Genomic DNA, 21,982 nt, shown 5'->3' on the forward strand with positions numbered 1-21,982 from the left:
CCGACATCTTTGTCGATCTTTTAATTGCTCTTACTCAACCGTTACCGCTTTCGCTAAGTTACGTGGCTGGTCCACATCAGTACCTTTGATTAATGCAACATGGTAAGACAGTAGCTGCATTGGTACGGTGTAGTAGATTGGTGCGATGATGTCATCAACGTGTGGCATTTGGATGATCTTCATGTTCTCATCACCTTCAAAGCCTGCTTTCTCATCAGCAAATACATACAGTAGACCGCCACGCGCACGTACTTCTTCAATGTTCGATTTCAGCTTCTCTAGAAGGTCGTTAGTTGGCGCAACAACTACCACTGGCATGTCTGCATCAATAAGTGCTAGAGGACCGTGTTTCAGTTCACCTGCTGCATAAGCTTCTGCGTGAATGTATGAGATCTCTTTAAGTTTCAGCGACGCTTCCATAGCAATTGGGTAGTACTCACCACGGCCAAGGAATAGTGTGTGATGCTTATCTGCAAAGTCAGTTGCTAATGCCTCGATTTCTTTGTCGAACGCTAACGCTTTTTCAATGTTTGCAGGAAGTTCATGCAGAGATTTTACGATTTCAGCTTCGCGTTCTTCAGTCATACGACCTTGCAAACGAGCGATAGACACTACCATCATTAACATTGCTGCTAGTTGAGTCGTAAAGGCTTTCGTCGATGCCACACCAATCTCAGTCCCTGCACGAGTCATAAAGGCAAAGTCAGACTCACGAACTAACGATGAACCAGCAACATTACAGATAGTCATTGCCGACATGTAGCCTTTTTCTTTCGCTAAACGAAGAGCAGCCAAAGTATCAGCCGTCTCACCAGACTGAGACAATGTCACTAACAAGCTGTTTGGACGAACCACAAAATCACGGTAGCGGAACTCAGAAGCGATTTCGACATCACAGCTTACGCCTGCGATCGACTCAAACCAATAGCGAGCTGCCATACCTGAGTTATAAGACGTACCACAAGCGATGATTTGAACGTGATCGACCTTCTTAAGAATATCTACCGCGTTAACACCAATTGCTTCAGTGACTACCGCTTTGTCGGTAATACGACCTTCCATAGTGTTGATCAACGCACGAGGCTGCTCGAAGATCTCTTTTTGCATAAAGTGACGGTATTGTCCTTTGTCGCCAGCATCATGTTCCGCATTAGACTCAGTGATTTCACGCTCAACTGGGTTGCCGTCTACATCGATAACAGTAACCTCGCGACGAGTAATTTCTGCCACATCGCCTTCTTCAAGATACATAAAACGGCGTGTCACACTTAATAGAGCCAATTGGTCTGAAGCCAAGAAATTCTCACCAACGCCAAAACCAATAACGATTGGACTGCCAGAGCGAGCTGCCACAATACGACTTGGGTCTTTACGGTCAACCACAACCGTACCGTACGCACCGTCAAGTTGAGCCGCCGTTTTTTGCAGTGCTTCCACTAGGGTTGCAGAAGTACGCAGTTCCCATTCAACTAAGTGTGCGATAACTTCTGTATCGGTTTGAGATTGGAATACATAGCCACGCTCTTGAAGCGTTGCACGTAGCTCTTCATGGTTCTCAATGATGCCATTGTGAACTACAGCGATATCACCAGATACGTGTGGGTGAGCGTTCGCTTCTGACGGCTCGCCGTGTGTTGCCCAGCGAGTATGAGCAATACCCGTACCACCAGTCACATCTTGAGAGTCAACCGCATCCGCGAGCTCTTGAACTTTACCTAAACGACGAACGCGTTTCAGTTCTGAATTTGCATCAACAACGGCTACACCCGCTGAATCATATCCACGGTACTCCAGACGGCGTAAACCCTCTACCAAAATTTCCGCTACGTCTCGTTGTGCTACCGCACCTACGATTCCACACATATCAATTCTCCGTTTCTCATTTCTGTCTCCCTCTCTGAGTGCAAGCAAATCAATAATGGAGGGAGTAATTTTGTTAAGCGCAAATCACCTTTACGCCGTTCGATTCGATTTGAGCTTTCTGCTCGTTAGTTAAGCCTTTATCAGTAACGACGACGTCAATGGCATCCCACGCTAATTCTAGATTAGGAATTTTTCGGCCTATTTTCTCGGATTCAATCATCACCACGACTTCGCGGGCGACTTCTGCCATAACATTGCTAAGACCGATCAGCTCATTAAATGTGGTGGTGCCGCGCGCTAAATCGACACCATCGGCACCGATAAATAACTGGTCAAAGTCGTAAGAACGAAGTACCGACTCGGCAACCTTCCCTTGGAATGATTCTGAATGACTATCCCAAGTACCGCCTGTCATTAATAGCGTTGGTTCATTTTCCAAGTCATTGATGGCATTCGCCAATGACAGTGAATTTGTCATTACCACCAAACCTTTCTTACTACCAAGCCTTGAAACCAAAGCGCCTGTTGTGCTGCCACAATCAATAACAATTCGATAATGATCATTGATTAAACCAACTGCGGCCTCTGCGATGCTCTCTTTCGAGGCGGACGTCAAACTCGACTCATTAAGCACTTCATCTACGGCTTCTTGGGGCAGCGCTACAGCACCACCATAGCGTCTTAGTAACTGGCCGTTCTTTTCTAAAGAAGTAAGATCTTTACGAATCGTCACTTCAGAGGTATCGAACAGAGCGGATAGCTCTTCTACGCTCACCTCTCCACGCTCTTTAACAAGCTGAGCAATGGAATGACGTCTGACTTGAGTATTTCGTTTTCGCACTTTAATTTCGATTCAAAACTTAACTGGTAGCAAAATTATTTCACAACGTAAGTTATCACGCAAGAAATCCGCTGTATTAAATCTAAGACCGGGTTTGTTTGATGAAAAAATACACAAATAAGTTTCGTTTCGAAAGTTAATATCACAAGAATGGATAGAATTGTGCGAAAAAAGCCGAGGAGAAATTGAGAATAATAAAGAAGAAAAGAAGGAGAGACAGAAACAAAATATAACTTCGACACAGGATAGTGCCGAAGTTCATCACTATTTAAACCAGCGGGTTATCTCGACACAGTGTTTCAACCAGCTCGGTAATCGCCAAAATAATGGTGGATTTAACGCGTTGATAGTGGCGCTCTAAGAACATTTCCAACATCACTGCGTCTAGGCCATCTGTCATGCTTTCATCGTATTCGATCGGCATCATTTTTTGGATAGCACTGATTTTGTTCAACTCAAACAACACGTCTCTTTCGGTAAAGCTCACATCGTTCTCTTGATGTTTGGTCCATTCGCGCAGTGTTACGAAGATATCAATATCATCGAATACTTCCTTAGAGATAACACCTAGACCTAAAAGTAGCTTAGCCCGAACAAGAATATCCCCCAGCGGACCATCGTTGGTCAGGAGAGGATCCACCACGTACTTCACTGCATAGTCGTCTTTATGAAAAATACTATTGATCAACGTATCTAACGTGTCATCAATCGCATCATAAGCCGCCATAAGGCACTCACTCGCGTCTTTCGCTTCAGACAGCGCCTCTAAAAGTTCAGTTTCATTAGGTGGGTGCAGTGGCATAACATCTCTTAATACAAAGGGTGCCACTTGCGTGGCACCAACAGCTTGAATCATTTGAGCGCTAGATACGCTTCGTGCGCTAGTGTAACAACTTCTGAATCAACATTCAGCTCTGAATAATGAGCGAGTGTTTTAGCAAAGCCTTGTTCAGCAAACATAGCTTGAAGTTCTACTGCTTGTGGGTCATCGTCATTCTTATAAAGAAACGCAGCCGCAATACCTTTGATTAGATGAGAGTTAGGTAAACCGTATTCAATCGTACCGTTGAGTGGTTTGATCAAACGATCTTGTGGGCTTAACTTACGAATTGGTTGACGACCAACACGATCTACTTCATCACGTAGGTATGGGTTGGCAAAACGGTTAAGTATTTTTTGAATGTACGCCGCGTGCGCTTCTGCATCAAAGCCGTAACGACGAATTAATACTTCACCACTTTCCTGCATAGCTGCTTGAACATCTGCAAAGATCGCAGGGTCTTCAATAGAATCTTTAATTGTCTCATGGCCTGCAAGCACACCCAAGTAAGCCGTTATTAGGTGGCCAGTATTCAATGTAAACAGCTTACGCTCTACGAACGCCATTAGGTTGTCCGTGCATTCCATGCCTTTAATAGCAGGAATGTCGCCAACAAACTGAGTTTCATCAACAATCCACTCGCTGAACGTTTCTACCGTTACTGCCAGAGGATCGGTTTCGCCTTCCTCAGCAGGAGGAACGATACGGTCTACCGCAGAATCTACAAAGCCAATGTGCTCTTGAGCAAACGCTTTAGCATCATCTGATAAATGCTCAAACACCATCTCTTTGAGCTGGCTAGTGCCGCGAACCATGTTCTCACATGCAATGATATTAAGAGGTGCAGTATTGCCACTTTCTAGGCGCTTTTCGATACCTTGAGCAACAGATTTAGAGATGATTTTTAAAACCGTAGGGCCAACTGCAGTTGTTACCATATCAACAGTCGCAATGAGCTCAATGATGTCTGCGCTCGTTGAGTTTACGGCCGTCACATTGTTAACTTGCTCTACAACACAATCTTCGCCAACGATTTTTACTGGGTAGGATTGACGTTCGATTAGGGCATTAACCACTGTTTCGTTTACATCGGCAAATGTTACGTGAATACCCGCATCTGCCAATAGTTTACCAATAAAGCCACGACCGATATTACCTGCGCCAAAATGTAGTGCTTTCATAAGACGTCTTCCTAAATAACTCATTAAAAAAAGAAAAAAACAAAATCAAAAATGAGACCAACAGGGGGAGCGTTGGTCTCGTTTCACTTAGGAGCTATGACTTAAAGCCATGGTGATCATCACCATTTATGCTACTTACCACTTAGGATGCGAAGTACATCCTCAACGTCAGTGGTAGACTTCAAACATTCAACAGCTTCGTCGTCATCAAGTGAATTCGTAATCGCTGTGATAACTTGAATATGTTCATCACCTTGCGCTGCGATACCAATGACCATCTTCGCAACATCATCTTCGTCCTCACCCCATTGAACACCTTCAGGGAATTGGCAGAACACGATACCGGTTTTGTTGACGAACTGTTTTGCTTCAATAGTGCCGTGAGGTACTGCAATCGACTCACCAAGGTACGTAGAAACCAACTCTTCGCGAGCCAACATGCCTTCAACATACTGCGGTTCTACATAACCAAGTTTTACGAGTTGCTCACCAGCAAACTTGATAACTTCTTCTTTGGTTTTTGCTTCCATACCTAAGAAGATATTTTCATTCGAAAGCTTAAGCGTTCCTTCTTCGCTTGAGCTAGTGTCTGCTGGTGCTTCAGGCTTTTTTGGCTCAGCACCCGCTTGTTGTGCATTCACAAGGTCAGAAACCAGACCATCATACAAAGCACCATCTAGGAAGTTGCTTAGAGAAATGTGATGTGAGTTTGCGGCATGTTTACGTGCACGGTCAGTCAGATCTTTATGAGTAATGACGATGTCAGCGTCATCCGGTAGGCTGTTGATCGCTAAGTTAGTTACCGAAATGTCTAAGTTAGCAGCATCTACCTTCTTACGAAGCATGCTTGCGCCCATCGCACTTGAACCCATACCCGCGTCACACGCTACGATGATTTTGCGAACTTTTGCTAAGTCTAGAGCTGCACCAGTTTGACCTTTTGAAGACGCTTTCATGCTTGCCAATTGGCTTGCAGCTTTTTCTAGAGATTCTTCTTCGTCATCTTGTTTAGATGTTTTCATTAGTAGCGATGCGATGAAGAATGTCACTGTTGCTGAGGCAATTACAGATAGAATCACGCCAACAAATGAAGACTTAGGAGTCATCAGAAGTACAGCAAAGATTGAACCTGGAGACGCTGGAGATACTAGGCCAGCGTCGAACATCGTTAGTGTGAACACACCCGTCATACCACCAGCAATCACTGCGATGATCAGACGTGGGTTCATTAGCACGTATGGGAAATAGATTTCGTGGATACCACCAAAGAAGTGGATGATCGCCGCACCTGGTGCTGACTCTTTAGCATTACCGCGTCCAAAGAACATGTAAGCAAGTAGTAGACCTAGACCTGGACCTGGGTTCGCTTCAATCAGGAAGAAGATTGATTGACCCATTTCTTCGGCTTGTTGGATACCAAGTGGCGAGAAGATACCGTGGTTGATCGCGTTGTTTAGGAACAGGATCTTCGCAGGTTCAACAAAGATAGAGGTTAGAGGCAGAAGACCTGCGTTAACCATTACGCCTACACCCGCAGCAAGTGCAGTAGAGAGTACCTTAACTGCTGGGCCAATAACTAGGAAAGCAAGGATGGCACAAAGCATACCAACGATACCAGCCGAGAAGTTGTTAACCAACATCTCAAAGCCACTCTTAACTTTACCTTCAACTGCTTGGTCAAACTTCTTAATCGCTAGACCACCAAGTGGACCTACAATCATTGCACCCATAAACATTGGGATATCTGTACCAACAATCACACCCATTGTTGTGATAGCACCAACAACCGCACCTCGGTCGCCAGCAACCATTTTACCGCCGGTATAACCAATCAATAGCGGTAAAAGGTAAGTAATCATCGGACCGACCATCGAACCCAAAGTTTCGTTTGGAATCCATCCGGTTGGAATAAATAGTGCCGTAATCAAACCCCAAGCGATGAATGCGCCAATGTTTGGCATCACCATGTTGGAGAGGAAACGACCAAAGTTCTGTACTTTGATTTTCGCTTCAGGAGATAGCATAAGGTCATCCTCGTTATCAGAAAAAGTAGTCCCTTTGGACCAAAAGTTGTTATTCAAAAGTCCATTAAAAAGTAACACAAGATTTCCAAAAGTCAGCATGACGGCATTTTTGTGATCCAAATCACCACACAAAAACCACAAACAACAATAACAAGTGATGTAGATCACGTAATTGCAGCGTTGATAAATTACACAGCACCTTTATTGATAATGAATATCATTTATTGTTGATAGACGTCACATTTATTAGCCCGTGACACATAAAATAATTAGAGACTCAAGTCACACTTTGATTAAATTACCACTCAGAATGCTCATCTAACCCTACTTAAAGCCGACCAATATAGCTCAACAAATAGTCGAAAATCGCCATAATGTAATTTTATTACAGATATGTTTTTTGACTTTCATTTAATCTCTGACAAAGTAGCGCTATAAAAACAAAACGTGAAACCTAAGAGGATTACCTAAATGATCTCCGCACTTTTATTTGATATGGACGGATTGATATTCGATACGGAAACGGTCTACAAAAAGAGTTGGCAATACGCGGCTACCCAGATGGGGTATGAATTAACCGACGACTACTATCAAGGTTTTATTGGCGTGCAAGACCCTGACTGTGAACGAATGTTGTGTGAGCACTTTGGTGAAGGATTTGACTTAGCCGCATACAAGGTCATTCGCGACCAACATTTTCATGAAACAAGAAAACAAGGAATAGGCTACAAACATGGGTTCCACCAGCTTTTCAAAACGGCTAAGGAACTCAATCTTATCACTGCACTCGTCACCTCCTCTCATTTGCCTGAAGTAAAACATAACTTTCAAAACTCAGACTACCTTGAGCAATTCGATACCATAATTACCGCAGAAGATGTACAAAATGGTAAACCTAGGCCAGATTGCTACATCATGGCATGCCAACGCCTTAACCTGATTCCAAGTGAATGCTTGGTACTGGAAGATTCGAATAATGGCATGCGCGCAGGAAAAGATGCTGGATGCCAGGCAGCGATGATTCCAGACATCACACCACCCCAAAAAGACATCGCTGAAATAGCTGACTATTTATTCGAGTCATTGGAACAGGTCACCGACCTCATTCGTAGCCAAACGAGTTCTTAAACAACGTCGGTGATTACGCAAACCAATGGTGTCAACCAAGATACCATTGGTTAATCCCACCAAACCTGTTGATTCTCAGTTGCACTCAACTCTCGTATGAGTACCTTTTCTCCAATTTTCGGACATACGACATTTACATTGCGTTCACTAGCTTCTCGAACTAGGCGTTTTAACGGCTCATTCCAAGCATGGAAAGAGAGGTCGAAGGTGCTGTTATGAATGGGCAACATGACACTCCCTTTTACATCGATATGCGCTTGAACACTTTGCTCTGGAAACATGTGAATATCGGCCCACCTATCATCATAAGCCCCCGTTTCCATCAACGTTAAATCAAAGGGACCATAACGTTCACCAATATCGCGAAAACCACTGAAATAACCAGAGTCACCACTAAAGTAAATGTTTGATTCACTACCCTGTATCACCCAGCTTCCCCACAACGACAAATCACGCTCTTTGTAGGAACGACCAGAGAAATGTTGAGTTGGAGTGAAAACAAACGTCAATGTCCCAATTCTCTCCGACTGCCACCAATCCAATTCTTGGATTTTATTTCGCGCCACCCCCCAGCCAAGTAAATAGTGTCCGACACGCTTCGGCACAAGAAATTGATCAACTCGTTCATGAAGTTGTTTAATGGTTTGTTTATCAAGGTGATCATAATGATCATGACTGATTAAACAGATATCAATGCGAGGAAGATCTTCTAAAGAGATAGGTAAGGGGTGAAAACGCTTAGGACCAACCCAAGACAAAGGCGATGCTCTGTCGCTGAATACAGGATCAGTGAGCAACACTCTACCGTCTATTTTCATTAACACCGCAGAGTGCCCTAAGCGAAATACACAATCGCCTGTATCTGACTCAATACTGTCACGTCTAATCGTTTCAACCGGAATGCTAGGAACCTGAGAGTAGATTAGCTTATCCACATTTAAATATGAACGCAGTGTCGCTAGCGTATCTTTGAAAGAGGGATTGTAGATGAGTTCGGTATTGGTGAATGGTTGAAGCTTAGCTTTGCGGGTAAATGGCAGCGCTTTTACACTGCGAGATAACAACACTGGCATACATGACTTTCCTTGTAGCTGATTATGTTCATTCAGTGTTGCCTGCCAAAATGACATCGAGATGCAAAATACACGAACATTATATGTCGTTAAATTGACCAAACTGAAACAATTGCTAGAGGTGGAGTCTATATTATTTCCCAAGTAAAAATGACAAAGCCCCGCTTGATAGCGGGGCTCAATTAACTTAGTAGCAAACCGTTACTTCTTAAGTTGAGTAAAGTAGTCGAAGATTACTGGCACGTCGTTTTGAGCTAGACCTGCGTCAACCGCTGCTTGTAGGCTCTTAGAAGTCCCTTCAGCAATCAAAGACTCAGTACCTAGGTCAGATACCATTTCTAGGAAGTAGCCTAGATCTTTGTTTGCATTAGCAATGGAAAAACCTAATTTCTCTTCGCCGTCTACGGCGTAGAACTTACAGAACTGCATAAATGGAGAATTAGATGGGCCTGCTGACATAATGTCGAATAGCTGTTGGCCATCAACACCGGCTAGTTTCGCAACAGCGAATGCCTGCGACATCGTTGCTACAGTGGTCATACCCATAAAGTTATTCACTAGCTTAGTCACGTGACCTGAGCCTAACGCACCAAGGTGGAATACGTTTTCACCTTGTTCATCAAGAACAGGCTTTACCTTATTAAATGTGTCAATATCACCGGCAGCCATGATGTTTAGTAAACCATCTTTCGCGTGAGCAGGAGTACGACCCAGTGGCGCATCGATCATACCAGCGCCGCGAGCTGCAAGCTCTTCGCCAATCTTGCGAGTGGAAGCAGGGATAGAGGTACCAAAGTCGATAAGTGTTGAACCTTCTTTAATACCAGCTAGGATGCCTTCGTCACCATAAACGACTTTCTCTACTACTGCAGAAGTGGTTAGACACAGCATTACAATGTCGCTGTTTTCAGCCAGCTCTTTTGCCGTTGTTGCTTCTTTAGCGCCACGAGCTACACAAGCTGCAACAGCGTCTTTGTTTAGGTCCATTACGTTTAGCTCGTAACCACGGTTTTGAAGGTTCTCAACCATGTTACCGCCCATAAGGCCTAGGCCGATGAAACCAATGACTGGTTTTGTCATGTGTGACTCCTAAAATACTATTGTATGACTATTTGAGTTAATCATATATGCTCTGTTTGGGTTAAGCAATCAATCTCCGGTGAGATTTTGTGATCAATGCTAGATAATGAGATCTACCACTCGAAAATTGCGCATATAATCATACAAAAGCAGTTTTTCATTACGTTCTGATAACAGAATCTTTATGAAGACTCCGTTCAACATTAGCCAATTTCTATGACGGCCTGTATATCGTGACTATAGTTAACAAAGGCTCATTAACACGGGAAAACAGATAGGCATGAGCGAGTTAACAGAGATTCATTGGCCTGACTATTACCATCCTAAAAACTCATCCGTACACGTTAAGGAAGAGATTGTCGTACCTTCAGAATGTGAACGGATATGGGCTTGTATCGTTCAAGCGCCTTGTTGGCCTAATTGGCACCACAGAAAAACTGCGGTTCAGATAACAAAAGGTGACACGCGTATGCTTCACAAAGGAACGATGTTTGACTGGGTCACCAAGACCATGAGCTTTGAATGTACGGTAGTGGAATATATCCCTCACGAGCGTATTGCCTGGAAAGGGAAATGTGGAGACGTTGATATGTACCACGCTTGGCTATTAAGTCCTTGCGACAACGGTTGCCGCATTGTCACTGAATCAACTCAGCGAGGTGGACTCCGTTGGCTAACCGGTAGATTCGTGGCCAAACAAGTGGCGGCTCATCACCAACAATGGTTGCATCTACTATGCGAGCAAGCAAAAGGATAACCAAATCACAGAAGACACGCAGCGTCTACAACAGCGAAAACACTGTGTCGCGTAACCAACGGTGAGCCACATCATTTTGCCATTTAGCATGCCACAGTAAATAGTAACAGTGTGACGGCAATGAAAATGGCAGCGGGTGAATGTCAAAGTCGGATTTGTCTGGCAATCTTTCTACAAGATACTTAGGCAGCGTTACCAATAAATCACTTTCTCGTACAACGTCCAGAGCTTCGCGAGCGCTCGACAACGTTAACGCTACATTTCTTTTTACCGATAAGTTGGCAAAAAACTCGTTCACCTCAAGATCAATATTCGCCACCAAATGCAGTAAGACATGCCGAGACTCAAGGTATCGCTCAAGACAAAGCGTCTGTTGAGACTTGTGATGCTCTTTAGACCTAACAACAACATAGTCGTTGTCAGCAATTCGCTTCCCATAGATGTTGTACGGGATCCGGTGTGCTGGGGTGATCAGTATATCGACATCCTCCGTGGACAACTCATCAATATCCCGATGTTGCCACAATTCCATACTGAAGGAGGCATTCGGCGCTTGACTCATCAACGCCAAACTCAAGTCTTTTACCAGCGATAATGAACTAAAACTTGAATACGCTATTCGATAGGTGCGCTTTATTTCACTGGGCTCAATCGAACTGTCTGAATATAAGCCTTCAATGGCGCTAAGAACATGAGGTAGCGCTCGTTTAAGCGACTCCCCACGCGCCGTGAGCACGAATGTTTTTCCCTCTCGAATTAACAGAGGGTCAGAAAACTCCGCTCTTAGTTGAGTGAGGTTTCTACTCATCGCTGACTGCGTTACTCGCAACCGTTCTGCAGCTTCAGTAAGGCTGCATGTTTCAAGCAGTGCTTGCAGTGGTCGCAATAACTTGTAGTTGTGTCCTATCATCCGTAACGCGATTTCCTTTTTTACGGTAGAGATTTGAGCATCCAAACATCACAGCCGTTATGCAGCGTACCTTCATAGGGTGCGTTTAAATGTGTGAAACCAAAGTTCTCGTACAATCTTACTGCTGCCGACATGGAAGTGAGTGTGTCCAAGTAGCAAGATGCGTAGCCTTGTTCAGTCGCGAACGCTAAACATTGCTGCACTAACTCCTTACCTAATCCAAGCCCGCGAGTTTCAGGTAGTAAGAAAAGTTTCTTTAGCTCGCATACGTCTTGATGCTCACCAAATGGTGCTAATCCGCAACCTCCAACTACCTTGCCATCCACCAACGCAACAAGATACAAACTGCGATTTACTTCACTGTAGTTTTCGCTCATTGCTAACACTTCTGGATCCGAAGGACCAAACCCTTCGCCCACTGCGCCAAACTCGGCTCCCACGGACTGAATCACAGCACACAACGCCTCATCGTACTTTGGCATTGCACTTACTATTTCGACTTTCATAATGTTCTCTACTTCTATTAAATGTCCTTTCACTGTATGCCGCTTAAAAGGCCAATAAAAGTGATATTTAGTTTAGTTAATCATGATAAAAAGTGATAGTTATACGATTAAGCAGAGTAACTCTGATTAGATGGAAGTGAAAAACATAATATATAAGTTATTGGTTATTCCGTGAAAGGAGTCTGACCGTTAGGATAATGACTGGTTATAACTGATTGAAGCCCGATGAACAAAAACTTCCCTTTGGCGCTCACTGCCATGACGGCATTTGCGCTTAACTCTCTATTCTGTCGATTCGCTTTGGGAACCGAGGTCATCGATCCAGTAGGGTTTACTTTAATTCGCTTAGTCAGTGGAGCCGTCACCTTGCTTGCCCTTAGCTATCTATTGGACGACCAACGACAAAACCAAAGTTCACCCAAGCTCAGTCAATGTCAATCACTCTCCCTAGGCTTGTCACTTTTTGGCTATGCATTACTATTTTCTTTTGCTTACATCACGCTTGATACTGGGACTGGCGCCTTAATCTTGTTTGGCACCGTACAATTGGCACTGATCGCTTATCACCGAATCAGTGGCCATCAAATATCCAAGTTAGAGATGGTGGGTATTGCCATCGCGTTAACCGGTTTTGCTTCATTACTATTGCCGTCCGCATCTCAACCTTCTGTTGTCGGCACTGTGTTGATGGTCTTATCTGGGGTTTGCTGGAGTATCTTCACAGTATTAGGGAAAAGCGTCCCATCTCCTATCTTAGCCACTAAACAAGGTTTTCTCGTGGCCAGTGGATTCATGATTCTCTATTTTATTTTGAGCCTATTTGTTAGTTCAGAATCGATTCTATTTAATGCGTCTGGCGTTCTTTACGCCGCTTTATCGGGTTCACTCGCCTCTGCTGTGGGTTACTTTTTATGGTACTCACTGCTTCCGAAGATCGATGTGCTTGATGCGTCATTACTGCAACTAACAGTCCCTGTTATTGCTATGGTTCTTGGTTGGCTATTTATCGGTGAAACCGTGTCTGCCATGTCACTCCTATCAACCTTTCTTATATTGGGCGGAATAGGTTTAGTGTCTTGGTTTAAGTTGCAACGTAAATAGAAAATACAGATAGGATACAAAACGTTAATTGGTATCTACCTTAAAGTTGAACTAAGTTAGTAGCATTAAAATAGTCACTTATTCTGCTTGGGATACCCATGAAAACGTTATTAACTATCGCCCTGACCCTTTTATTACCATTGCAAAGCGTCTTTGCCGCGACCTCAGAAACTACAGAGCCGAGCGAGCTAGACGAGCCATTAGTCAATATTAAAATGATGCTAGATCTTAAGGGAATCGAACAGTCCATTGAGCGCTCTGCAGTTGCCATCGATAATTTGGCGACATCGTTAACTTTACTGTCAAAAAATGAAAGCCTGAATGAGGAACAACGACAAGTGCTCGTTGATACCATGGATAACATCAACGAACTCACTGAGATGTCCAAACAGTCGCTTATTGCCTTACCGGGCGCTTTAGAGCAATCACAAAACTCCATTGCCAGCAGCACCAAAAAATTTGCCTACGACGTTCGATTTAATGTGTTGTTATTGCTTGCTCTGCTTGTCTTAGCCATTGTTCTGGCTTTAATTGCAGCGTACTGGTTAATTCTTCGTCCCATGCAAGGCACCATTATTCACGCCACACGAAACGTGTCCAAAATGGCCAGTGCGATTCATCAAACGGCAGAATCGTTAGAAACGACCACAGCCAATCAAAAAGTGCTAACCGAACGCTTAGCAGCGCACGAGGTTCAATCTACAGACCAAACATCACGTAATTGAGGCCAGCCCCAAGTTGTGATTTCCACACCTTTCAAGATGCCATGAAAGCTCAATGTTTGACGATGATGAAACATTGGGCTGGCTAACCCTTCATGTATTAAAAGCGAACCCAGTTGCTCTAACTGCTTTAAATAATCACTTGGCTTTGAACTCGCCCTAATCTTGTCAATTTCCGAGATAAGGCAATCACTGGCTTGTTTACCAATTGCAGAATGAAGTACGGGGTCACTAAGGAAAAACAATAAAGCCGATACCTGCCTATTATCATCTAAGTTTAAGCTGCTCATAATAAGCTCTTCTTCAAACCCTTCTGCCATAGCTTTTTCAATAAACTCATGAAACTTGTACAAATTGAGTTGTACTTTCACCCCTTGTCGCTCAAGAATTTTCTTCGCGGCATCAGCGCTTCGTAAAACACCGGGATGAGCATAGAATGCGATCTGAATAGTTTCAGGTAGGTCAACTGGCTGGGTACTTTGAATTCGCTTCACGTTGTGCCAGAAAGGAAAGAAATTGCTCGCAATTTCCGCACCGAAGGTACGCTGATCCAGTGTTAACTGATGCCAGACATTTTCACCGCTCAAGGTTTCGCTAAGCCAACGTCGTTGCGGGTAAGTCAGTGCTCTACCATGCTGATTAAAGAGGAGAAATAGACAACCGTCTTCAATTCTTGCTCGTGAAGTAGTACTGACCAATTCATTCTGATCAAAGTCAATGGCGGGATGGGAGATAGTCGACCTAGATGAGGGCTCTATACGCTTTATGGTAGGAGAAACACTGTGCGCACATGCTGCGTCACGCTCCGTTACTTTCTCGACACTGCCATCCAAAGACCAAATCGTAACATTATCGGTTAAGGCTCTTAATCCAAAGTATTGCTCATTGGCAACGAGAGAGAGTACCTGTTCTGAATGGTTATTTAGAGAAAAGACTCCACTACCGACTATGTTTCGATCATTTTGTGTCAATTGCTCAGGCGGCTGTATCGAATACTTAAGATCAGTGAGCAGTGCGGCAAACCCTCTGTCAGGACGGCTGAGATTGATGGTCATCACATAGGGGGGCTTAACGTCTATGGATTCCAAATGGTCGAGCTCATTCGCATAGTAGCGATGTTGTTGGAGATGCAATAATAGGCTTTCAATCGTCTCGGCATCAACCCGGTCACCGTTATCAAAAAACACGGAGGGTCGAATATAGAACGTCCACGTTTGAAACGACGGATCTACTTCCCAATGATGCGCTACATCTGGCTTTAGCTCTCCAGATTTATCCATTGAAACCAGACAACTATAGAGTTGACGATTCAAGAATCGTTCGCTATTTCGATGTGGAATATGAGGAACTAATCGAGTTAATGGCCGATTATAGGTCAGTTGGACATTGACACGCCCTTCAGTGATCTTAGCACCTGAGGTTTGTTGCAGCAGTTGACCAAACACCACACGATCATTTTCTAAAAATTCCAGAGCCCGATCATACTTACCCTCTTTAACCCATTGAGAAGCAATGCGACGTTTAACCTCCCCTTCAGACAATAATCGAATGAGTGTAGAGCGCTGGTTTCGGCCCGCTCTGGGCACCCAAGTAATCCATTCCGCTTGACTTAGGTGTTTTAGGATCGAACGCGTGTGCCTTGGGCTAGAAAAGAAACGCTCCGCGACGTCGGAAAGCGTCACTGCGTGCTGATGACCGACTTCAAAAGCCTCTAGGCGCTTAAAGTATCGGTAAAGGTTAATACTTTCCAAAAACAGGTACCAATTCGTCTTAGCAATGTTCCTTATTTTAGCAATTTAAACCCGCATTCATAGGTTAATCGCCAAAAACTCACTTATAGGGAATATTTAAGAGAAAATTTACTCTGTTTTTAACTGCCGTATTTTAACCGACAATGAATTCAGATTCTGAAGCAAACTCAGGCTGGAGGAACATAATGAAACACACTACGCCTAAAGCAAAACAAGATGCAAAACGCCCATTGCGAGACTACTACTTGGCTCAACTTGCCGGCAGTAAATCTAAATTCAAATCAGAAATACTGATTCGACTGGCACAAACCTGCAACTACATGTAACCAAGAATTTAGCGGCGGCAAGATCCATTATGTTTATGCTCCACCCCCGCAATCATAAGCTTGCTGCCGCTATTCCGACTAACTTCATTACCATCGAATATAAATAGGCGTGCCTATTTTCACTAAAGAAACAAGCTCATCCATCTCATCATTAGTAATGGCAATACAACCATTAGTCCAATCAAAACTCTGTACGAATTGAGGTGGCTTAGTATTGTCGTTTTTCAACCCATGAATTTTAATGTTGCCGCCAGGCGCGACACCCAAACTCTTTGCACGATTTTTGTCTCTTAGGTTAGGATAACTAATGTGCATGGAGCGATAAAAAGCGGAATCGTCCATAACAAAATCGAGATAGTACTTTCCTTCCGGCGTTCGATTATCACCCTCTTGGATTTTATGTCCTCTCGGATTCTTACCAAGCGCTATCCTATATTCACGGATAACAGTATCGCCATCCATCAAGTACATTCGCCTTGCTGATTTCTTTACCTCTACTCTATCAATGTTGACATCTGGAGAGATCTCCAGACCAAAAGATCGAAATGGTAGCCCCACTATAACCAATACAACTAATAACCACTTATACATCAGTTCGTCCCCTAACAACTGACAGGAATTTTAACCCTTTCTGACACACGATCCAACGCGGTGTTTAGGTGCATATCTTTTTAGTATAGGAACAGAAGGTTAGTTTTTATTGTTGCCATATGGCAACACAGTTTCAATTAAATCCCCATATATCAACAATAATTCATCTACTACAATACACAAATCTTCGAAAAAGAAGTCTAATCACAAATAACACTTAGAGGGTGAACAAATGAAAAAGCTGATTGTAATTACAGGTGCGAGTTCTGGTATTGGTGAAGCGATTGCTCGTCGTTTAAGTGACGCTGGTCACCCACTATTGCTTTTGGCTCGTCGTGTAGAAAAACTTGAAGCACTGCAACTCCCTAACACGCTGTGTGAAAAAGTCGACATCACTGACAAAGCTACGTTTGAAGCTGCAATCGCTAAAGCTGAAGAACAGTTTGGTCCTGCCGATGCTCTTATCAACAATGCCGGCATGATGCTACTTGGCCAGATCGATACGCAAGACTCTGCAGAATGGAAAACCATGTTTGACGTTAATGTACTAGGTCTACTAAACGGCATGCAAGCGGTGCTAGCACCAATGAAAGCTCGTAACTCTGGCACTATTATCAACATCAGTTCCATTGCAGGTCGCAAGACGTTCGGCAATCACGCTGCTTATTGTGGTACTAAATTTGCCGTTCACGCAATATCAGAAAACGTACGTGAAGAAGTAGCAGAATCAGACGTACGTGTTGTTACTATTGCACCCGGCGCTGTAGAAACTGAGCTTCTTTCACATACTACTTCTCAAGAGATTAAAGACGGTTACGATGAGTGGAAAGAAGTGATGGGTGGCGTGTTAGCTGCAGATGATGTGGCTCGTGCGGTTGAGTTTGCTTACTCACAACCTCAAAATGTCTGTATTCGTGAAATCGTATTAGCACCAACACGTCAACAGCCTTAATAAGACTTGCTGTTGAAAAGCGTAAGGCGGCAATCTATTGTCGCCTTATTTTTTGATTGGTAAATGGCCGGTCTTAAACCAAATAGTTGTCGGTTGTTTTACATAAGGTGTATGTTGGCTTTCGTGAGGGCTTCGCGTCCATGTTCCTTTGGGGTACTCTCCGTGTTCGTCTATCAACGCCCCTTCTATAACAAACAGTTCTTCACCACCAAAATGACCATGTGAATGGTAGTTATCCGGACCATTCCAACGCAGTAGCACAACATTCTCCTGATTGAAGGAGTGCAAAGGCAAAATTTCCATTTGACCTATCCCCGGCAGCCATTCTGCTTGGGTCGTATCAACTCTGACAGACTTAAGATCATTCTCGTCAAACTGATTGAGTTTCACCAAGATGACACACCCTTGCTTACTATATGGCGCGTGTGAACTACCCGGTGGGTTTCGAAGGTATGTGCCTGCTGGGTAGTCTCCCATTTCATCCGAGAACACACCGTCTAATACAAATATCTCTTCACCCAGTGGATGCGAGTGCTGGCTAAACCGAGTTCCTGGGAGGTATTCAACGATGCTAGTAACATGACCTGACTCAGCGGCTTCTCGTTCTAAAGGCTTCCGATTAACACCATTTGCAGGAGAAGCGATCCATTCCATAGTCAATGTATCGATAACAACTCTTTGGGAGAAATCCATATTCAACATACAACGTATCCCTTGTTGATTGATGATTTAATTATAAGATATTTGTTTCAAAACACGTACAAACATTTCAATATATCAAATTACATTCCCAGACTTGTCATTGTAAGCAGTTGTAAATTTATGACCTACTCGCTTTTTATACAATTAGTTCAAAGATAAAGTTCAATATATAGCTTGACGTCGCAATTAATATTCTACCAATGACATAAAATAGATAGCAGATAAATACTGTTCACGTTTCAAAGGAGAAGCGATATGGAGAAGATAATTAATACCATTGGCCTATGCATCATAGCAAGCAAATATGCCATTGTACTACTTGTAGCTGGTATTACTTTCAGTACTGGTGCTTTAGCGACAGAATTACTACTCTGCACTGGGTTAGAAAGCTCTGAATAGGACATAACTATACTTCGCAAGGAATAAAGGAATATTAGCGGCATTCATTTTTAACTTCTTTTAGTTGCTTAATATTTCAGGGAGCATTATTGCTCCCTTTTTTATTTTTCATATCACTTCGTATAATAATTCTTAACATCATCTATTTTAAATATTTTGTTACTTTTAGCGTGTCTACGTGATGACAATTGTATACAATAGCAGCACCGCTGTTGTAATGTTGTTCTTTATAAAGGAAGTCCCATGCTCGCTGACTGGTTTAGTCACACGGCACTTATCGCGATGTTGCTGATCTTTTTGGGTTCGTTTGTACAAACTGCCATTGGATTTGGGTTAGCGATCGTTGCTGCACCACTGCTGTTCCAAGTATCTCCTGACTATGTACCGGCCCCTATCTGCTTGGTTGCCTTATTTATCTCTTTACTTAATGCTGCGAAACATCGCTCTAATATTGCAATCGGCGGATTAAAAATGGCCATGATTGGTCGTGTACCGGGCTCGATTGCAGGAGCTGCGTTGCTTCTGTACGTTTCCACACAGGTTTTATCCCTGTGGTTAGGGGTATTGGTAGTATTCGCCGTTGTAGTTAGCCTACTGCCCTTCAGAATAGAACCAACACCTACCAGAATGGGGGTCGCTGGCTTCTTCTCCGGCTTTTTTGGTACCAGTAGTGCCATTGGAGGGCCACCGATGGCCTTGTTACTCCAGCACCAAGAGGCGAACCAATTAAGAGGCAATTTGTCCGCTTTCTTTGTATTCAGTTCGATCATGTCATTAGTCGTGCAAGCGCCGATAGGCTTCCTAACACTACATCATTTGTATATCACAGTACCGCTTATCCCAGCAGCATGGTTAGGCTATAAGTTGGCTTTAATGACTACTCATTCTCTACCAAAAGAGAAGATCCGTATTGGCGCACTGGCATTATGTTCACTCAGTGGTGTTACCGCTATTGTTCAAGGTCTAATTCATTAACAAAAAAACAAAAAAGGAGGCAAACGCCTCCTTCTTTTTTAGTATACGAATGGTGGAGCCATTACATATAAAATGCGCGCTTCAAAGCGAGTTCCACACCACGGATCTCAGCCAGCCCTTTCAAACGACCGATACAAGAATAACCTGGGTTGGTTTGTTTCTTCAGATCGTCGATCATTTGATGACCATGGTCTGGTCTCATTGGAATCATGCGAGTCTCGCCGGTGCTTAGTCGACGGTTCTCTTCTTTCAACAACGCATTGATCACATTGTACATATCGACATCGCCTTCCAGATGAGCTGCCTCATGGAAACTCATCGGATTATCTTCACGCTGAGTAGAGCGTAAGTGCGTAAAGTAAATGCGATCTCCGTATGATTCGATCATTTTCACCAAGTCATTGTCACCACGAACACCATACGAACCTGTGCACATCGTGATACCGTTCATTTTACTCGGCACTGCCGTCGTTAACGCTTCAATATCTTCAATCGTCGACACAATGCGTGGTAGGCCAAGAATCGGACGCGGTGGATCATCAGGGTGAACCGCCAACTTCAGTCCATACTGCTCACAAACTGGAATCAGCTCTTGTAAGAACAGCACCATGTGTTCGCGCAGCTTCTCTTTATCGATGCCTTTATAGGTATCTAGGCGCGCTTGAAACTCTTCAAGTGTGTACCCTTCCTCGGCACCAGGCAGTCCAGCAATGATGTTAGACGTTAGCTTATCGATCTGAGCTTGAGACATAGCGTCAAAACACGCCTTGGCATCCGCTTGCTCCTGTTCGGTATATTCAGCTTTCGCGCCTGGACGTTTGAGAATAAATAGTTCAAACGCTGCAAACTCGATTTGGTCGAAACGCAGTGCTTTTGAGCCATCAGCTAATTCATATTCCAAATCTGTACGCGTCCAATCTAATACCGGCATGAAGTTATAACACACCGTATCAATACCGCATTCAGCAAGATTGATTAGCGATTGCTTGTAGTTATCAATCCACTGTTGATAATTACCAGAGCGAGTCTTAATTTCTTCATGTACTGGTACACTTTCTACAACCGACCAAACAAAGCCTTTTGCTTCAATTATTTCTTTACGCTTTAGTATTTCTTCTTTTGTCCAAATTTCACCATTTGGAATATGGTGTAGAGCATTTACAATACCAGTTGCTCCCGCCTGTTTAATATCATCTAGTGATACAGGGTCATTAGGGCCATACCAACGCCATGTTTGTTCCATATTAATTACCTATCTTTGGACAAGACTAGTGCGTAGCGAATAATTTCATACTCACTAGTCGTTATTATTATTGAAGAGCTAAATTGTTATTTTTAACTAACGAAAAAGGAAGCCGTCAAATTGCGGATCATCTACGTCAGATAATTCAAATAACGTTTGTTTTACGTTTTCCAAGTGTTGCCACATTGCTTCTCTTGCACCTTCAGGATCTCTACGTTGAAGGGCAAGCAACACTTTTTCGTGATCGTCTAACCAAGCGGTACGATAATTCATGTTAGTGATACGTGAGTGCAACTGTCTCCACATTGAACTCTCATCGCGGCGCATCCAAAGATCTTTAACAATATCACTAAGAACACTGTTTTGAGACGCTTCTGCAATGGTTAAATGGAATAGTTCATCACCATCGTAATCCCCATGACCTGTTTCCAACTGTTGACGCTCAGTATCTAATGCCTCTCTGAGGCGACTGATATCGTTTTTCGTCACATGCATCGCTGCAAAACTGGCGATTTGGCTTTCGAGTACTTGTCGAGCTTGAAGTAATTCAAAAGGACCAATATCAGAATTTGCCCTAAGCGTTGCCAATTGAGATTGCTGAGCATCAGCAGAGGGCTTTGCGTTGACGTAAACGCCTGAGCCTTTGCGAACTTCAACTAATCCTTGCAGCTCTAGCATGATAATCGCTTCACGCACCACAGATCGGCTCACTTCCATCTCTTCAGCGATATCACGTTCAGGAGGCAGTCTGTCCCCTATTTTGAATTCATCTGATTGAATACGCTCTTGAAGCGCAAGTCCGATTTCTTGATACAGTCTTTTAGGTGCAGTAATAGCGATATTCATAGCATCGTCTTATAAATTGGTCTTAGGTTAATAATATCACTTGGTTTAAATTGGTCAACCAATTGGTTGACCAATTATATGTCATTTCAAGCTTTCTTGTTTCAACTTGCCATAGAAGTCAGCAAGTAGCGTAAATGACTCTTTTTTCGTAAATTTGTCATTCGAGATGAGTAACTATTCACCCGCGAGCT

The 21,982-nt window shown here is 43.5% G+C and carries 22 protein-coding genes; 8 read left to right on the forward strand and 14 right to left on the reverse strand.

Annotated features, from left to right (window positions below):
* Positions 1 to 30: 30 nt before the first annotated feature.
* The 5 genes from glmS to HW45_RS13550 form a co-directional block, all read right to left on the reverse strand.
* The gene (gene glmS, locus HW45_RS13530; RefSeq protein WP_038227434.1) at positions 31 to 1,863 is read right to left on the reverse strand and encodes a glutamine--fructose-6-phosphate transaminase (isomerizing); all 1,833 of its coding nucleotides are present in this window, start codon (positions 1,861 to 1,863) and stop codon (positions 31 to 33) included.
* Positions 1,864 to 1,936: 73 nt separating this feature from the next.
* On the reverse strand, positions 1,937 to 2,704 hold the full coding sequence (locus HW45_RS13535; RefSeq protein ID WP_038227436.1) for a DeoR/GlpR family DNA-binding transcription regulator: 768 nt from the start codon (positions 2,702 to 2,704) through the stop codon (positions 1,937 to 1,939).
* A gap of 268 nt (positions 2,705 to 2,972) precedes the next feature.
* Positions 2,973 to 3,506 carry an MltR family transcriptional regulator gene (locus tag HW45_RS13540; protein WP_088879014.1) on the reverse strand — a complete coding sequence of 178 codons (534 nt, stop codon included), beginning with the start codon at positions 3,504 to 3,506 and terminating at the stop codon, positions 2,973 to 2,975.
* A 50-nt stretch (positions 3,507 to 3,556) separates the two neighbouring features.
* On the reverse strand, positions 3,557 to 4,705 hold the full coding sequence (locus tag HW45_RS13545; protein WP_038227437.1) for a mannitol-1-phosphate 5-dehydrogenase: 1,149 nt from the start codon (positions 4,703 to 4,705) through the stop codon (positions 3,557 to 3,559).
* Positions 4,706 to 4,836: 131 nt separating this feature from the next.
* Positions 4,837 to 6,729: a PTS mannitol transporter subunit IICBA gene (locus HW45_RS13550; RefSeq protein WP_038227802.1), complete on the reverse strand. Its 1,893-nt coding sequence runs from the start codon at positions 6,727 to 6,729 to the stop codon at positions 4,837 to 4,839.
* 471 nt (positions 6,730 to 7,200) lie between these two features.
* Between HW45_RS13550 and HW45_RS13555 the strand changes: the two genes are divergently transcribed.
* A complete protein-coding gene (locus HW45_RS13555; protein WP_038227438.1) occupies positions 7,201 to 7,857 on the forward strand; it encodes an HAD family hydrolase in 657 nt (218 codons plus the stop codon).
* Between the two features lie 50 nt (positions 7,858 to 7,907).
* Here HW45_RS13555 and HW45_RS13560 read toward each other — a convergent pair whose 3' ends face one another.
* The gene (locus HW45_RS13560) at positions 7,908 to 8,930 is read right to left on the reverse strand and encodes an MBL fold metallo-hydrolase (protein WP_038227440.1); all 1,023 of its coding nucleotides are present in this window, start codon (positions 8,928 to 8,930) and stop codon (positions 7,908 to 7,910) included.
* A gap of 201 nt (positions 8,931 to 9,131) precedes the next feature.
* On the reverse strand, positions 9,132 to 10,010 hold the full coding sequence (locus HW45_RS13565; protein WP_006070339.1) for an NAD(P)-dependent oxidoreductase: 879 nt from the start codon (positions 10,008 to 10,010) through the stop codon (positions 9,132 to 9,134).
* 280 nt (positions 10,011 to 10,290) lie between these two features.
* Between HW45_RS13565 and HW45_RS13570 the strand changes: the two genes are divergently transcribed.
* Entirely contained in the window at positions 10,291 to 10,767 is a 477-nt protein-coding gene (locus tag HW45_RS13570; protein ID WP_038227441.1) for an SRPBCC domain-containing protein, read from the forward strand.
* Positions 10,768 to 10,792: 25 nt separating this feature from the next.
* On the opposite strand, the gene HW45_RS13575 is transcribed toward HW45_RS13570, so the two are convergent.
* Both HW45_RS13575 and HW45_RS13580 read right to left on the reverse strand, forming a co-directional pair.
* Positions 10,793 to 11,677 carry a LysR family transcriptional regulator gene (locus tag HW45_RS13575; protein ID WP_038227803.1) on the reverse strand — a complete coding sequence of 295 codons (885 nt, stop codon included), beginning with the start codon at positions 11,675 to 11,677 and terminating at the stop codon, positions 10,793 to 10,795.
* Positions 11,678 to 11,697: 20 nt separating this feature from the next.
* Positions 11,698 to 12,183, reverse strand: coding sequence for a GNAT family N-acetyltransferase (locus HW45_RS13580; RefSeq protein WP_038227443.1), 486 nt, complete (start codon positions 12,181 to 12,183; stop codon positions 11,698 to 11,700).
* 225 nt (positions 12,184 to 12,408) lie between these two features.
* Between HW45_RS13580 and HW45_RS13585 the strand changes: the two genes are divergently transcribed.
* Positions 12,409 to 13,284, forward strand: a complete 876-nt coding sequence (locus HW45_RS13585; RefSeq protein WP_038227444.1) for a DMT family transporter — start codon at positions 12,409 to 12,411, stop codon at positions 13,282 to 13,284.
* A gap of 98 nt (positions 13,285 to 13,382) precedes the next feature.
* Positions 13,383 to 14,009, forward strand: a complete 627-nt coding sequence (locus tag HW45_RS13590; protein WP_051868067.1) for a hypothetical protein — start codon at positions 13,383 to 13,385, stop codon at positions 14,007 to 14,009.
* Here the strand turns inward: HW45_RS13590 and HW45_RS13595 are convergent.
* Positions 13,979 to 15,757, reverse strand: a complete 1,779-nt coding sequence (locus HW45_RS13595; RefSeq protein ID WP_038227445.1) for an SgrR family transcriptional regulator — start codon at positions 15,755 to 15,757, stop codon at positions 13,979 to 13,981. The genes HW45_RS13590 and HW45_RS13595 overlap by 31 nt on opposite strands.
* 185 nt (positions 15,758 to 15,942) lie before the next feature.
* Here HW45_RS13595 and HW45_RS29595 point away from each other — a divergent pair, with 185 nt between their 5' ends.
* Positions 15,943 to 16,083 (forward strand): hypothetical protein, encoded by a 141-nt coding sequence (locus HW45_RS29595; RefSeq protein ID WP_156020191.1) that lies wholly within the window; start codon positions 15,943 to 15,945, stop codon positions 16,081 to 16,083.
* An 87-nt stretch (positions 16,084 to 16,170) separates the two neighbouring features.
* Here the strand turns inward: HW45_RS29595 and HW45_RS13600 are convergent, their stop codons facing one another.
* The gene (locus HW45_RS13600) at positions 16,171 to 16,674 is read right to left on the reverse strand and encodes a L,D-transpeptidase family protein (protein ID WP_235225470.1); all 504 of its coding nucleotides are present in this window, start codon (positions 16,672 to 16,674) and stop codon (positions 16,171 to 16,173) included.
* Positions 16,675 to 16,906: 232 nt separating this feature from the next.
* On the opposite strand from HW45_RS13600, the gene HW45_RS13605 reads away from it, so the two are divergent.
* On the forward strand, positions 16,907 to 17,626 hold the full coding sequence (locus HW45_RS13605; protein WP_038227446.1) for an SDR family oxidoreductase: 720 nt from the start codon (positions 16,907 to 16,909) through the stop codon (positions 17,624 to 17,626).
* Positions 17,627 to 17,671: 45 nt separating this feature from the next.
* On the opposite strand, the gene HW45_RS13610 is transcribed toward HW45_RS13605, so the two are convergent.
* Positions 17,672 to 18,328, reverse strand: a complete 657-nt coding sequence (locus tag HW45_RS13610) for a cupin domain-containing protein (protein ID WP_038227447.1) — start codon at positions 18,326 to 18,328, stop codon at positions 17,672 to 17,674.
* A 255-nt stretch (positions 18,329 to 18,583) separates the two neighbouring features.
* On the opposite strand from HW45_RS13610, the gene HW45_RS29745 reads away from it, so the two are divergent.
* The gene (locus tag HW45_RS29745; protein WP_006070328.1) at positions 18,584 to 18,727 is read left to right on the forward strand and encodes a hypothetical protein; all 144 of its coding nucleotides are present in this window, start codon (positions 18,584 to 18,586) and stop codon (positions 18,725 to 18,727) included.
* Positions 18,728 to 18,970: 243 nt separating this feature from the next.
* A complete protein-coding gene (locus HW45_RS13615; RefSeq protein ID WP_006070327.1) occupies positions 18,971 to 19,702 on the forward strand; it encodes a sulfite exporter TauE/SafE family protein in 732 nt (243 codons plus the stop codon).
* A gap of 61 nt (positions 19,703 to 19,763) precedes the next feature.
* On the opposite strand, the gene uxuA is transcribed toward HW45_RS13615, so the two are convergent.
* Together uxuA and HW45_RS13625 are read right to left on the reverse strand one after the other, a co-directional pair.
* A complete protein-coding gene (gene uxuA / locus HW45_RS13620; protein ID WP_038227448.1) occupies positions 19,764 to 20,945 on the reverse strand; it encodes a mannonate dehydratase in 1,182 nt (393 codons plus the stop codon).
* A 96-nt stretch (positions 20,946 to 21,041) separates the two neighbouring features.
* Positions 21,042 to 21,791, reverse strand: a complete 750-nt coding sequence (locus HW45_RS13625; RefSeq protein WP_006070325.1) for an FCD domain-containing protein — start codon at positions 21,789 to 21,791, stop codon at positions 21,042 to 21,044.
* Positions 21,792 to 21,982 lie beyond the last annotated feature (191 nt).

The sequence above is a fragment of the Vibrio sp. ER1A genome, assembly GCF_000733315.1.
In the GTDB taxonomy this organism is placed as follows: Bacteria; Pseudomonadota; Gammaproteobacteria; order Enterobacterales; family Vibrionaceae; genus Vibrio; species Vibrio mediterranei.